Consider the following 13,105-nt stretch of genomic DNA (forward strand, 5'->3'; position numbering starts at 1 on the left):
CGGCGAAACGGCGGGCGGGCGCCCGGGGAAACCCCGGACGCCCGCCCGCCGTGAAGGCCTCGACCTGCTTCGCGCGCTCCGCGAGGCCGTGACTGCCCTGTTCGGTGCCTACTTGTTCCCGCGCTTCGCGAGGAAGGCCTCGACCTCGGCCTTGATCTCCGGCGTGTCCAGCCCGCGCACCGTCATCGTGGTGCGGCGGCGCAGCACGTCGTCCGAGGTGTACGCCCACTCGTTGTCCGCCGCGTACGCGACCTGCGCCCAGACGTCCGGACCGTCCTCGTGGATCGGCCGGCCGAGCTCCGGGTTCTCGTCGATCATGCGGGCGATGTCGAAGGACAGCGTGCCGTAGTGGCTGGCCAGGTGCTTGGCCACCAGCGGCTCCATCCGCGAGCCCGGCTCACGGTCGATCAGCAGGCGGTGCGCCACCGCGTTCGGCGCGCCGACGCCCGGCAGCGGGACGGTCGGGGCGATCGGGGACATGTCCTCGCCGAGGCTGGTGCCGGGCACGTGGGCCAGCTTCTCCAGGACGGCGCGGCCGATGTGCCGGTAGGTGGTCCACTTGCCGCCGGAGACCGACAGCATGCCGCCGCGGCCCTCGGTGACGACGGTCTCGCGCTTGGCGGCGGCGGTGTCGCCCGGGCCGCCCGGCAGCACCCGCAGGCCGGCGAAGGAGTAGGTGATCAGGTCGCGGTCGAGGTGCTCGTCGCGGATCGCGTGCGCGGCCTCGCCCATGATCTGGTCGATGTCCGCCTCGGTGGCCCGGACGTCCTTCGGGTCGCCGGTGTACTCCTCGTCGGTGGTGCCGAGGAGGACGTGGTCCTCCCACGGGATGGCGAAGGAGACGCGGTACTTGTCGATCGGGATGGTCAGCGCGGCGCGCCACGGCGAGCGGCGCTTGACGACCACGTGGGCACCCTTGGAGAGGCGGATCGACGGCGCGGCGCCGGCGTCCTCCATCTTGCGCAGGTGGTCCACCCACGGGCCGGTGGCGTTCAGCACCAGGCGGGCGTCGATGCCGAACTCGCTGCCGTCCAGGCGGTCGCGCAGGTCGGCGCCGGTGACCCGGCCGCCGGTGAAGCGCAGGCCGGTGACCTCGGCGTGGTTGAGCACCACGGCGCCGGCGTCGACGGCGGCGCGCACGGTCATCACGGCGACGCGCGAGTCGTTCATCTGGTGGTCGCCGTAGACGGCCACCGAGCGCAGGCCCTCGGTGCGCAGCGCGGGCACCTGCTGGGCGGCGTGGGCGGCGGTGGAGACCCGGCCCATGCCGTCGCGGAAGGCGGACAGCGCGGAGTACAGGAAGACGCCGGCGCCGAGCTTGGCGGCGCCGTGCGGGCCGCCCTTGTAGACCGGCACGAAGAAGGTCAGCGGGTTGACCAGGTGCGGGGCCACGTCGGTGGAGAGCGCGCGGCGCTCCTTGTGGTTCTCCGCGACCAGCTTGACCGCGCCGGTCTGCAGGTAGCGCAGACCGCCGTGGACGAGCTTGGAGGAGGCGCTGGAGGTGGCGCCGGCGAAGTCGCCGGCGTCGACCATGGCGACCTTGAGGCCGGCCTGGGACGCGGTCCAGGCGACGGCCGTGCCGAGGATGCCGCCCCCGATCACCAGCAGGTCGTAGGTGGCCTTGCCGAGCAGCTCGCGGGTCTCGGCGCGGGAGGCGGTGTGGCCGGCGGTGCGCTCGGCGCCCAGGGTCGGAATGGTTGCCATGGTGGTTGTGTACGGCGCGCGCGGGTCGGGCGGCGCCGTTACTCCTCTCGTGTGCGGTGCGGCCTCTGCGGGAGAGGCCGGTCGGCCCGGTGCGGCGGGCCGGTTGAACCCGGTGACACCCGTTGCCGGAACAGCGGGCGGCCGGTCGGGGCGCGGGGCCCCGACCGGCTTGTCGGTCAGTTGTTCTCTTCCTCCTCCACCCAGCCCATGGTGCGCTCCACGGCCTTGAGCCACTTCTTGTACTCACGCTCCCGGGTGGCCTCGTCCATGCGCGGGGTCCACTCGGCGGCGCGGTGCCAGTTGGCCCGCAGGGTGTCGAGGTCGTTCCAGAAGCCGACGGCGAGTCCGGCCGCGTAGGCGGCGCCGAGGGCGGTGGTCTCGGCCACGTACGGGCGCTCGACCGGGGCGTCCAGGACGTCGGCGATGTTCTGCATGAGCAGGTTGTTGCTGGTCATGCCGCCGTCGACCTTGAGGGCGGTGAGCTCGACCCCGGAGTCCTTCTGCATGGCGTCGACGACCTCGCGGGTCTGCCAGGCGGTGGCCTCCAGGACGGCCCGGGCCAGGTGGCCCTTGGTGACGTACCGGGTCAGACCGGCGATCACACCGCGGGCGTCGGAGCGCCAGTACGGGGCGAACAGGCCGGAGAAGGCCGGGACGAAGTAGGCGCCGCCGTTGTCCTCGACGGTGTTGGCGAGGGTCTCGATCTCGGCGGCGGTGGAGATGATGCCGAGCTGGTCGCGCAGCCACTGGACGAGCGAGCCGGTGACGGCGATCGAGCCTTCCAGGGCGTACACCGGGGCCTGGTCGCCGATCCGGTAGCCGACGGTGGTCAGCAGGCCGTGGTACGAGTTGACGATCTTCTCGCCGGTGTTCAGCAGCAGGAAGGTGCCGGTGCCGTAGGTGGACTTGGCCTCGCCCTCGTCGAAGCAGGTCTGGCCGAACAGCGCGGCCTGCTGGTCGCCGAGCGCGGAGGCGACCGGGACGCCGGCCAGGTCGCCGACGGCCTCGCCGTAGACCTCGGCGGAGGAGCGGATCTCCGGCAGGACGGCCATCGGCACGCCCATCGAGTCGGCGATCTTCTCGTCCCACGCCAGCGTGTTCAGGTTCATCAGCATGGTGCGGCTGGCGTTGGTGACGTCGGTGACGTGCTTGCCGCCGTTGACACCGCCGGTGAGGTTCCAGATGACCCAGGTGTCCATGGTGCCGAACAGGATGTCGCCGGCCTCGGCGCGCTCGCGCAGGCCCTCGACGTTGTCCAGCAGCCAGCGGATCTTCGGGCCGGCGAAGTAGCTGGCCAGCGGGAGGCCGGTCTCGCGGCGGAAGCGGTCCTGGCCGACGTTGCGGCCGAGCTCGCGGCAGAGCGCCTCGGTGCGGGTGTCCTGCCACACCAGCGCGTTGTGCACCGGCTCACCGGTGTTCTTGTCCCACAGGACGGTGGTCTCGCGCTGGTTGGTGATGCCGATCGCGCGGATGTCGTCCTTGGTCAGGCCGGCCTTCTCCAGCGCACCGCGGACGACCGACTGCACCCGGGTCCAGATCTCGGCGGCGTCGTGCTCGACGTAGCCGGGCTGGGGGAAGATCTGCCGGTGCTCCTGCTGGTCGACGGAGACGATCCGGCCGTCGGCGCCGAAGATGATGCAGCGGCTGGAGGTGGTGCCCTGGTCGATCGCGGCGATGTAGTTACCGGTGGAGGTCATGGGGAGGGTCCTCGGCTCGGGTTCGGGGGATACGGGGTGGGTGGGCCTGACGCGCGTTGTTCGGTCAGTCCCCGTGTACGGCGGGGGCGAACCCGTCCTTTAGAAGATGGCGTTGTAGACGCCACCGGCCGCGAGGCCGCCCAGGATCGGGCCGACGACCGGGATCCAGGCGTACGACCAGTCGGAGCCGCCCTTCTTCGGGATCGGCAGCAGGGCGTGCGCGATGCGCGGGCCGAGGTCACGGGCCGGGTTGATCGCGTAGCCGGTCGGGCCGCCCAGCGAGAGGCCGATGCCGACGACGGTGAAGGCGACCATCAGGGTGCCGGTGCCAGACTGGGAGAGGCCGGAGTTGGTGCCGATGGTGAGGATCGCGAAGCAGAGCACGAAGGTGCCGATGACCTCGGTGAGCACGTTCTGGATCGGGTTCCGGATCTCGGGGCCGGTCGAGAAGATGCCGAGGGTGGGCTCCTCGTTCGCGTTGAACTGGCCCAGGTAGGTGACCCAGACCAGGACGGCGCCGATGATCGCGCCGAGCAGCTGGGAGCCGAGGTAGAGCGGCACCTGGCTCCACTCGCCGCTCTTCACCGCGAGCGCGATGGTGACGGCGGGGTTCAGGTGGGCGCCGGACTTCGGAGCCGACATGTAGGCGGCGATGAGGACCGCGAATCCCCAGCCGAAGGTGATCGCCAGCCAGCCGGCGTTGAGGGCCTTCGACTTCTTGAGGGTCACGGCGGCGCAGACGCCACCGCCGAGAAGTATCAGGGCGGCGGTGCCGAGGGTTTCGCCGACGAAGACGTCGCCGTTGGAGAACGCGGACACAAAGACTCCCTTGTCCATATGGCCCGGAGGGTAGGTGGGGGCAGGCGGCCGGTCGATCGCTGTGCGGATGAGCGCGCTGTGGGAGCGATCTCTCCGGCCATCGTTCGACAATGTCGACCGTCATGCGGAAGCTTCCTCCCCAGGTCGCCCCCACGTCAAGGCAGGGTTACGCAGCTGTGACCCTCGCCTCGGCAGGTCCGTCGACGTTACCGAGCGGAGCGCCCCGAAACGGGACAAAACGCCAGAGGCGCGGACAGGGCTCCCGCCCGTCCGCGCCTCAGCGTGACGAATCGACGGCCCTCGGCGGGCCGTCCGTGGATGTGCTCAGAACCGCCCGGCGCCCAGGTCGCGGGAGATCGCCCGCGCCGCGCTGCGCACCGAGGCCACCAGCGAGGGCTTCACGAAGCCGTCCTCGCAGACCCGCTCGACCGCCCCGCTGATGCACACCGCGCCCACCGGGTTGCGCCGCCGGTCCTGGATCAGCGCGCCGATCGAGGCCACGCCCTCCCAGGTCTCCTCGATCGAGTCCGCCCAGCCGCGCTCCCGGATCAGCGCGCACTCGGCGTCCACGTCGGCCGCCCCGGTCAGCGTCCGCACGGTGTACGACTCGTACGGCCCGTCGCCCAGCTCCCCGCGCGCCACCGGGTCGTAGGCCACCAGCACCTTGCCCAGCGCGGTGCTGTGCAGCGGCTGCATCGAGCCCACCTCCAGCACTTGCCGGGTGTCGTCCGGCCGGAACACGTGGTGCACGATCAGCACGCCCTGCTGGTGCAGCACCCCCAGGTAGACCGTCTCCCCGGACGCCCGGGCCAGGTCGTCCGCCCACACCAGCGCCCGCGCCCGCAGCTCGTGCACGTCCAGGTAGCTCTGTCCCAGCCGCAGCAGCTCGGCGCCCAGCTGGTACTTGCCGGTCTCCGGGTCCTGCTCGACGAACCCCTCCTGCTGCAGCGTGCGCAGGATGCCGTGCGCGGTCCCCTTGGCCAGGTCCAGCGCCGTCGACACCTCGGACAGGCCCAGCCGGCGTTCACCGCCGGCCAGCAGGCGCATGATCGCGGCGGCCCGGGAAAGCGACTGGATCGGGCCGGGCATGGGTACCTCCGCGCTGAAAGGCGGTCGACAATGTCGACCACAGTGATGACGGGACGAGTCTGCCAGGCCGCCCGGACTCCGTGCACCTTCCCCCCGGGTAACCCGCCCCGGCCCTCCCGCCCGCGGCGCGGTCCGCCGGGTGCGCGGACGGCCCCGCGCCGGGTCCTCACCGCTCCCGCGCCGTCACCCCACCGCCCCCGCCCGCTGCGCCCGCAGCACCGTCACCTCCGCCGCCAGCGCCGCGATCCCGTCCGTCCCGACCCGGCAGCAGCCGCCCACCAGCCGCGCGCCGTCCGCGAGCCAGCCGCCCACCCGGGCCGAGCGGAAGGTCGGCTCGCCGCACCAGCCCCGGCGGGCGGCGTCCCAGCTCTCCCCGCTGTTCGGGTAGACCACCACCGGCTTCCCGGTCACCTCGGCGGCCACCGCCACCGCCCGGTCCGCGTCCTGCGGCGTGCAGCAGTTGACGCCCACCGCGACCACCTCGTCCACCTCCGCGGCCAGCGCGAAGGCCTCCGCCAGCGGCTGCCCGGCCCTGGTCCGGTCGCCCTCGACGCTGTACGACAGCCAGGCCGGCACCCCCAGTCCGCGCACCAGCCCCAGCAGCGCCCGCGCCTCGTCCGCGTCCGGCACCGTCTCCAGCGCCAGCACGTCCGGCCGGGTCGCCGCCAGCACCTCCAGCCGCGGCCGGTGGAAGTCCGCCAGCTCCGCGACGCTCAGCCCGTACCGGCCCCGGTACTCCGAGCCGTCCGCCAGCACCGCCCCGTACGGGCCCACCGAGGCCGCCACCCAGCGCCGCCGCCCGCCCGGCTCCGGCCGCGCCGCCTCCCGGGCCAGCTCCACGCTCCGCGCCAGCAGCCGCGCGGCCTGCGCCCGGTCGACCCCGCGGCGCGCGAAGCCCTCGAAGCTCGCCTGGTAGCTCGCGGTTATCGCGACGTCCGCGCCCGCCGCGAAGTACGCCCGGTGCGCCGCCACCACCGCCTGCGGGTCGTCCGTCAGCAGCCGCGCCGACCAGAGCTCGTCCGAGAGGTCGTGCCCGGCCGCCGCCAACTGGTTCGACATCCCGCCGTCGAGCACCAGCGGACCGGCGGCCAGCGCGGCGGCGAAGTCCGGCGGGGGAGCAGTGGGCATCTCGGTCTCCTCTGGAAGAGTTCCTGGTCACAGCCTAGGGGTGGGCGCCCCCGGGCCGGGCAGGAAAACCATTTGCCGCCGGGGAACGCACTCGCTACGTTGTGCTCAGCCCGAGAAGAACAGCACCGACAGAACAGGCCCGGTGGCACCGGCGACGACGGAGAGGAGCCCGGCGATGGCAGCGGACGACCAACCGCCCCCCACCGGGCCCGGAGCCGAGCAGCAGTGGCTCGCCGCGTACGACCCGCGCGCCTACGCCCCGATCGCCGTCACCGTGGACGTGGTCGCCCTGACGTTGCGCCGCGGCGGCCTGCACGTCCTGCTCGTCGAGCGCGGCGCCCCGCCCCACCAGGGCTGCTGGGCGCTGCCCGGCGGCTTCCTGCGGGCCGGCGAGGAGGACCTGGACGAGGCCGCCGCCCGCGAGCTCGCCGAGGAGACGGGCCTGCTGAGCGCCTCCGCCGCCGGGGCCACGCCCTGCCGCCTCCACCTGGAACAACTCGGCACCTACGGCGCCCCCGAGCGGGATCCGCGGATGCACGTCGTCTCCGTCGCCTACCTCGCCTTCGCCCCGGACCTGCCCGACCCCCGGGCCGGGACGGACGCCGCGGCCGCCGCCTGGCACCCCGTCTCCGACCTGGACCTCCGGCCCTGCGGCCGGTCCCGAGCCGCCGGTGCGCCCGCCGACACCCACGGGGGTGGTGTCGACGGGCGCCCCGGCCCCGGCCCGGTCACGCTGGCCTTCGACCACGCCCGCATCCTCTCCGACGGCCTCGACCGGGTGCGCGCCAAGCTGGAGTACAGCCCGCTGGCCACCGCCTTCCTGCCGTACGACTTCACCATCCCCGACCTCCGCGCCGTCTACGAGGCGGTCTGGGACGAGAAGCTCCACCCCGGCAACTTCCACCGCAAGGTGCTGTCCGTGCCCGGCTTCGTCGAGAGCACCGGCGCCACCACCGAGCGCGGCGGCGCCCGCGGCGGCCCCCGCGCCCGCACCTACCACGCCGGCGACGCCCGCCTGCTGCACCCCGCGCTGCTCCGCCCCACCCGCGACGACCCGGCCGGCGCCGCGGGCGCCCCCTGAGCTCCGGCGGCCCACGGCAACGCCGTCGACCGACCGGGCTACCATCCGGCCATGACCACTGACGAAGCGACGACCACCGCCGAAGCCCACCGGCCGTTCTCGCACTGCCACTTCTGCGGCACGCCCTACCCGCCCGGCACCCGCCTCTGGCCCCGCACCTGCCCCGGCTGCGCCGAGATCAGCTACCGCAACCCGCTGCCCGTCGCGGTCACCGTCCTCCCCGTCACCCGCCCCGAAGCCGACCCGGCCCTGGTCGTCATCCGCCGCACCATCGAGCCCGGCTACGGCGAACTCGCCTTCCCCGGCGGCTACATGGACTACGGCGAGAGCTGGCAGCAGGCCTGCGTGCGCGAACTGCACGAGGAGACCGGCATCACCGCCGACCCGGCCGACGTCACCCTGATCCACACCGCCTCCGACCCCGCCGGCCGCTTCGTCATGCTCTGCGGCCTGCTCCCGGCCCGCCCGCTCGCCGAGCTCCCGCCCTCGCGCCCCACCGACGAGACCGACGGCTGGCTGCTCGCGACCGCCGACACCGCGCTCGTCTGGGACTTCCACAAGGGTGTCCTGCGCCGCTGGTTCAGTGGCGAGTTCACCCCCCGCTGACCCCGGGCCCGCCCTGCGACGCGGGCCCCCGGCCCCCACCGGCCGACCCTGGCGCGGCGGCCGATCACATGGCATGGTCTGCACCGACAGCCCAACCGGACGGGTCTGCCACGAGCCCTCCCGTCCCCACCACCGGCCGGGAGACCACCACCGTGAGCACCCCACCGCAGGACCAGCCGCTCTGGCGCCCCAACCCCGCTCGCGCCGCCGCCACCCCCCTGGTGGCCTTCCAGGCCTGGGCGGCCGAGAACCACGGCGCCCCGGCCGCCCCGCTCGCCCCGGCCGACGACGACCAGCAGGCCGCCCAGCGCTACGCCGACCTGCACGCCTGGTCCACCGAGGACCTCGACCGGTTCTGGACCGCGATCACCCAGTGGTTCGACGTCCGCTTCACCCAGGCCCCCGACGCCGTCCTCGCCGACCCCCGGATGCCCGACGCCTTCCTCGCCGACGAGACCCGCACCGGCTCCCAGTGGTTCCCCGGCGCCCGCCTGAACTACGCCGAGCACGTCCTGCGCCACTCCGAGGACCCGGCCAACGCCGACCGGCCCGCCATCCTCCACGTCGACGAGACGAGCGGTGACCCGGTCCCGACCACCTGGGCCGAACTGCGCCGCCAGGTCCTCTCCTTCGCCGCCGCCCTGCGCGCCCGGGGAATCGGCCCCCACGACCGGGTCGCCGCCTACCTGCCCAACGTCCCGCAGGCCGTCGTCGCGCTCCTCGCCACCAACGCCGTCGGCGCCGTCTGGACCTCCTGCGCCCCCGACTTCGGCGCCCGCAGCGTGCTCGACCGCTTCCAGCAGCTCGAACCGGACGTCCTGATCGCCGTCGACGGCTACCACTACGGAGGCAAGGCCCACGACCGCACCGACGTCGTCGCCGAGCTGCGCCGCGAACTGCCCTCGCTGCGCACCGTCGTCCACGTCCCGCTGCTCGGCGGCCCGGCCCCCGAAGGCGCCCTCGACTGGGCCGACCTGGTCTCCGGCCGGACCCCGGGAGCCGACGGCGAAGCGGAGTTCGCCCAGCTCCCGTTCGACCACCCGCTCTGGGTGCTCTACTCCTCCGGCACCACCGGCCTGCCCAAGCCGATCGTCCAGAGCCAGGGCGGCATCCTGGTCGAGCACCTCAAGCAGGTCGGCCTCCACCTCGGCCTCGGCCCGCAGGACCGCTTCTTCTGGTTCACCTCGACCGGCTGGATGATGTGGAACTTCCTGGTCGCCGGCCTCCTGGTCGGATCCACGATCGTCACCTACGACGGCAGCCCCGGCCACCCCGACGCCGGCGCCCTGTGGTCGGTCGCCGCCCGCACCGGCACCACCGTCTTCGGCACCTCCGCCGCCTACATCGGCGCCAGCCGCAAGGCCGAACTCCACCCCGGCCGCGAACTCGACCTCTCCGCCGTCCGCTGCATCGGCACCACCGGCTCCCCGCTCCCGCCCGACGGCTTCCGCTGGATCTACGACGAGGTCAGCGAGGACGTCTGGCTCGCCTCGGTCAGCGGCGGCACCGACGTCTGCTCCTGCTTCGTCGGCGGCGTCCCGACCCTGCCGGTCCACCTCGGCGAGATCCAGGCCCCCTGCCTCGGCGCCGCCGTCGAGTCCTGGGACGTCCAGGGCCACCCGCACATCGACACCGTCGGCGAACTCGTCGTCACCAAGCCCCTCCCGTCCATGCCCACCGGCTTCTGGAACGACGACAAGGGCACCCGCTTCCACGACAGCTACTTCGACATGTACCCGGGCATCTGGCGCCACGGCGACTGGATCACCGTCACCTCCCGGGGCACCGTCGTCATCCACGGCCGCTCCGACTCCACCCTCAACCGCCAGGGCGTCCGAATGGGCTCCTCGGACATCTACGAGGTCGTCGAGCGCCTCCCCGAGATCGCCGAGTCGCTGGTCATCGGCCTGGAGGAGCCCGACGGCGGCTACTGGATGCCGCTGTTCGTCGTCCTCGCCCCCGGCGCGGAACTGAACGACGACCTGGTCGGCCGCATCCGCACCGCGCTGCGCACCGAACTCTCCCCGCGCCACGTGCCCGACGAGGTCATCGCCGTCGACGGCCTCCCGCACACCCTCACCGGCAAGCGGATCGAGGTCCCGGTCAAGCGCATCCTCTCCGGCACCCCGCTGGAGCAGGCCGTCAACCCCGGCTCCGTCGACCGCATCGAGCACCTGCGCTTCTTCGAGCAGCTCCGCCTCGACCGCCGGGCCTGACCGGCCCCGGGACGGACGAGAGGGGCGCCCCCACCCGGGATGGTGGGGGCGCCCCTCTCGCTGTTCCCGCTTCCGCCGTTCCCGGCTACTCGCCGGAGAGCACCTGCTGCGCCGCGGCCCGCGCCTCCTCGGCGCTGTCCGCGGCCCGGGCCGCCTCGGCCGCCCGGCGGCACTGCGCCAGCGTGTACTTGGCGAGCGTGGTCCGCACGTAGGGGATCGAGGCCGCGCCCATCGACAGGCTGGTGACGCCCAGACCGGTCAGCACCACGGCCAGCAGCGGGTCGGAGGCCGCCTCGCCGCAGACGCCGCAGCTCTTGCCGGCCGCCCGCGCGGCGTCGGCCGCCGCGGCGACCAGGTCCAGCAGGGCCGGCTGCCACGGGTCCTGGAGCCGGGCCAGCGCACCGACCTGGCGGTCGGCCGCGAAGGTGTACTGCGCGAGGTCGTTGGTCCCCAGCGACAGGAACTCGACCTCCTGGAGGATCGCCCTGGCGCGCAGCGCGGCCGACGGGATCTCCACCATCGCGCCGAACTTGGCGTCCAGCCCGGCCTCACGGCAGGCGGTCGCGAAGTCCTTGGCGTCCTTGCGGTCGGCCACCATCGGGGCCATCACCTCAAGGTGCACCGGCAGGCCCTCGGCCGCCTTGGCCAGCGACTCCAGCTGGGTCCGCAGCACCTCGGGGTGTTCGAGCAGGGTGCGCAGACCGCGCACGCCCAGAGCCGGGTTGGGCTCGTCGGCCGGGGTCAGGAAGTCCAGCGGCTTGTCGGCGCCGGCGTCCAGCACCCGGACAACGACCCGGCCCTCGGGGAAGGCCTCCAGCACCTTGCGGTACGCCTCGACCTGCTTCTCCGCGCCGGGAGCCTTCGCCGAGTCGTCCAGGAACAGGAACTCGGTGCGGAACAGGCCGACACCCTCGGCGCCGTTCTCCAGCGCGGCCGGCACGTCGGCCGGTCCGCCCACGTTGGCCAGCAGCGGCACCCGGTGCCCGTCCGAGGTCTGCCCCGGGCCGGAGGAGGCGGCCAGCGCGGCCCTGCGCTCGGCGGCGGCCGCCCGCAGCTCGTCCTGCTTCTCCTGGGACGGCTCCAGCAGTACGTCGCCGGAGCTGCCGTCCACCGCGACGACGGTGCCCTCGGCGACCTCGATCGCACCCGGCAGCGCCACGACGGCCGGCACGCCCATCGCCCGGGCCAGGATGGCGCTGTGGCTGGTCGGCCCGCCCTCCTCGGTCACGAAGCCGAGCACCAGCGTCGGGTCCAGCAGCGCGGTGTCGGCCGGCGCCAGGTCCCGCGCGAACAGCACGTACGGCTCGTCGCTGTCCGGCACGCCCGGCATCGGCACGCCGAGCAGCCGGGCCACGATCCGGTTGCGCACGTCGTCCAGGTCGGCGACCCGCCCGGCCAGGTACTCCCCGGCGGAGGCGAGCAGCGCCCGGTAGGCCGCGAACGCGTCGTAGATGCCGCGCTCGGCACTGCTGCCGACGGCGATCCGGCGGGACACGTCGGCCATCAGCTCCGGGTCCTGCGCCATCAGCGCCTGGGCCTCCAGCACGGCCTGGGCCTCGCCGCCCGCGAGGTTGCCGCGCGCGATGAGGTCGGCGGCGACCGCCTCGACGGCGGCCTGGGCGCGAGCCTGCTCACGGGGGGCGTCCTCGGTCGGGATCTGGGTGGCCGGGGGCTCCAGCACCGCCGTCCCCATGTGCCGCACCTGGCCGATCGCGACCCCGTGGCTCACGCCCACGCCGCGCAGCGTCTTCTCCATGTCACCTGTCTCCGCTGAGATGAGCGGCCCCGCCGGGAACCGCTGTGTGTGGGGGCCGCCCCGTCATCTCGTCCGGGGCGGGTCGGAAGGAAGAGGTCAGCTCCAGTTGAACAGCTGCTCGCCGGCCTTGGCGTCGCCGTCCTCCCGCAGGTCGCCCAGCGAGTCCACGGTGGCCTCCAGCGCCACGATCGGCGAGATCGGCGACTTGCCCGCGGCCTCGACGGCGGCCGGGTCCCACTTGATGACGGCCTGACCCCGGGTCACCGTGTCGCCCTTGTTGACGAGCAGCTCGAAGCCCTCGCCGTTCAGCTGAACGGTGTCGATCCCGAGGTGGGTCAGCACACCGTGGCCCTCGGCGTCCACGACGACGAACGCGTGCGGGTGCATGGAGACGACGACACCGTCCACCGGAGCGACCGCCGTGGTCTGCTCGCGAACGGGGTCGATCGCGGTGCCCGGGCCGACCATCGCACCCGAGAACACCGGGTCGGGCACGCCCGCGAGCCCCACGATCTTGCCGGTCAGCGGCGACGTCACAGTGGTCATGGTTGTGCCTCCCAAGTGCGCAGTACAGCGTGCGGCCGCGAGGAGCGGCACGACGATCAACCGAAGCCTAAATCATGTCAACTTTGGACATCTGCTGACATTCCCGGGCGAAGACCCCGCCCCCGCCGGTCCAGCCGGCCGGCGACTCACCGACCCGTGAGTGGTCTAGTCCTCTTGGCTCCGATGCGCCGCACTCTACAGGCATCTTGGCGAATCGGGACCATTGCTGTATATGCTCGCGAGAGCAACAAATCATGCCGCCGTCCGGGGGACTCCCGGTGCGCCCCGATTCGCGCTCCGGCTGCCGACCCGCTATGGTTGGTCGAGTCGCCACAACTTGGCGGTTAACACCAGATTTCAGATGCGAAAAGCCCCGGTAAACGGAGCGGAAAACGTCTGGTAAGCTGGAAACACGAAAGAACGAAGCCCGGAGGGTCCGCTGGAAGGCGGTCCGAAGGAAGCG

10 protein-coding genes are annotated in these 13,105 nt (G+C 73.2%); 3 read left to right on the forward strand and 7 right to left on the reverse strand.

The genetic code is table 11. The features are described 5' to 3' along the window. Window positions 1-108: 108 nt before the first annotated feature. The 5 genes from ACFVHV_RS41040 to mmuM form a co-directional block, all read right to left on the reverse strand. Window positions 109-1,704, reverse strand: coding sequence for a glycerol-3-phosphate dehydrogenase/oxidase (locus ACFVHV_RS41040; RefSeq protein ID WP_359911133.1), 1,596 nt, complete (start codon window positions 1,702-1,704; stop codon window positions 109-111). Between the two features lie 176 nt (window positions 1,705-1,880). Continuing rightward, window positions 1,881-3,401, reverse strand: a complete 1,521-nt coding sequence (glpK, locus tag ACFVHV_RS41045) for a glycerol kinase GlpK (RefSeq protein ID WP_359911136.1) — start codon at window positions 3,399-3,401, stop codon at window positions 1,881-1,883. A 99-nt stretch (window positions 3,402-3,500) separates the two neighbouring features. Next, window positions 3,501-4,220: an MIP/aquaporin family protein gene (locus tag ACFVHV_RS41050; protein WP_359911139.1), complete on the reverse strand. Its 720-nt coding sequence runs from the start codon at window positions 4,218-4,220 to the stop codon at window positions 3,501-3,503. Between the two features lie 324 nt (window positions 4,221-4,544). Beyond that, window positions 4,545-5,309, reverse strand: a complete 765-nt coding sequence (locus ACFVHV_RS41055) for an IclR family transcriptional regulator (RefSeq protein WP_359911141.1) — start codon at window positions 5,307-5,309, stop codon at window positions 4,545-4,547. Window positions 5,310-5,492: 183 nt separating this feature from the next. Then, complete coding sequence (gene mmuM / locus ACFVHV_RS41060; protein WP_380358626.1) at window positions 5,493-6,437, reverse strand: homocysteine S-methyltransferase; 945 nt, start codon at window positions 6,435-6,437, stop codon at window positions 5,493-5,495. Between the two features lie 175 nt (window positions 6,438-6,612). Here mmuM and ACFVHV_RS41065 point away from each other — a divergent pair, with 175 nt between their 5' ends. From ACFVHV_RS41065 to ACFVHV_RS41075, 3 genes are all read left to right on the forward strand, one after another. Next, window positions 6,613-7,518: an NUDIX domain-containing protein gene (locus ACFVHV_RS41065; RefSeq protein ID WP_359911145.1), complete on the forward strand. Its 906-nt coding sequence runs from the start codon at window positions 6,613-6,615 to the stop codon at window positions 7,516-7,518. Window positions 7,519-7,569: 51 nt separating this feature from the next. Continuing rightward, complete coding sequence (locus ACFVHV_RS41070; RefSeq protein WP_380358629.1) at window positions 7,570-8,124, forward strand: NUDIX domain-containing protein; 555 nt, start codon at window positions 7,570-7,572, stop codon at window positions 8,122-8,124. 68 nt (window positions 8,125-8,192) lie between these two features. Further along, window positions 8,193-10,340, forward strand: coding sequence for an acetoacetate--CoA ligase (locus tag ACFVHV_RS41075; RefSeq protein WP_380358632.1), 2,148 nt, complete (start codon window positions 8,193-8,195; stop codon window positions 10,338-10,340). An 85-nt stretch (window positions 10,341-10,425) separates the two neighbouring features. On the opposite strand, the gene ptsP is transcribed toward ACFVHV_RS41075, so the two are convergent. Both ptsP and ACFVHV_RS41085 read right to left on the reverse strand, forming a co-directional pair. Beyond that, window positions 10,426-12,096, reverse strand: a complete 1,671-nt coding sequence (ptsP, locus tag ACFVHV_RS41080) for a phosphoenolpyruvate--protein phosphotransferase (RefSeq protein WP_359911154.1) — start codon at window positions 12,094-12,096, stop codon at window positions 10,426-10,428. Between the two features lie 96 nt (window positions 12,097-12,192). Beyond that, the gene (locus tag ACFVHV_RS41085) at window positions 12,193-12,642 is read right to left on the reverse strand and encodes a PTS glucose transporter subunit IIA (RefSeq protein ID WP_359911157.1); all 450 of its coding nucleotides are present in this window, start codon (window positions 12,640-12,642) and stop codon (window positions 12,193-12,195) included. Between the last annotated feature and the right edge of the window lie 463 nt (window positions 12,643-13,105).

It is taken from the genome of Kitasatospora sp. NPDC127116 (genome assembly GCF_042677365.1).
GTDB lineage: Bacteria > Actinomycetota > Actinomycetes > Streptomycetales > Streptomycetaceae > Kitasatospora > Kitasatospora lactacystinica.

Bases quoted from the DNA above. Each gene is read 5' to 3' on its own strand.
- mmuM (WP_380358626.1), bottom strand. From the start codon at position 6,437: ATGCCCACTGCTCCCCCGCCGGACTTCGCCGCCGCGCTGGCCGCCGGT.
- ACFVHV_RS41085 (WP_359911157.1), bottom strand. From the start codon at position 12,642: ATGACCACTGTGACGTCGCCGCTGACCGGCAAGATCGTGGGGCTCGCG.
- ACFVHV_RS41055 (WP_359911141.1), bottom strand. From the start codon at position 5,309: ATGCCCGGCCCGATCCAGTCGCTTTCCCGGGCCGCCGCGATCATGCGC.
- ACFVHV_RS41075 (WP_380358632.1), top strand. From the start codon at position 8,193: ATGGCATGGTCTGCACCGACAGCCCAACCGGACGGGTCTGCCACGAGC.
- ptsP (WP_359911154.1), bottom strand. From the start codon at position 12,096: ATGGAGAAGACGCTGCGCGGCGTGGGCGTGAGCCACGGGGTCGCGATC.
- ACFVHV_RS41040 (WP_359911133.1), bottom strand. From the start codon at position 1,704: ATGGCAACCATTCCGACCCTGGGCGCCGAGCGCACCGCCGGCCACACC.
- ACFVHV_RS41070 (WP_380358629.1), top strand. From the start codon at position 7,570: ATGACCACTGACGAAGCGACGACCACCGCCGAAGCCCACCGGCCGTTC.
- glpK (WP_359911136.1), bottom strand. From the start codon at position 3,401: ATGACCTCCACCGGTAACTACATCGCCGCGATCGACCAGGGCACCACC.
- ACFVHV_RS41065 (WP_359911145.1), top strand. From the start codon at position 6,613: ATGGCAGCGGACGACCAACCGCCCCCCACCGGGCCCGGAGCCGAGCAG.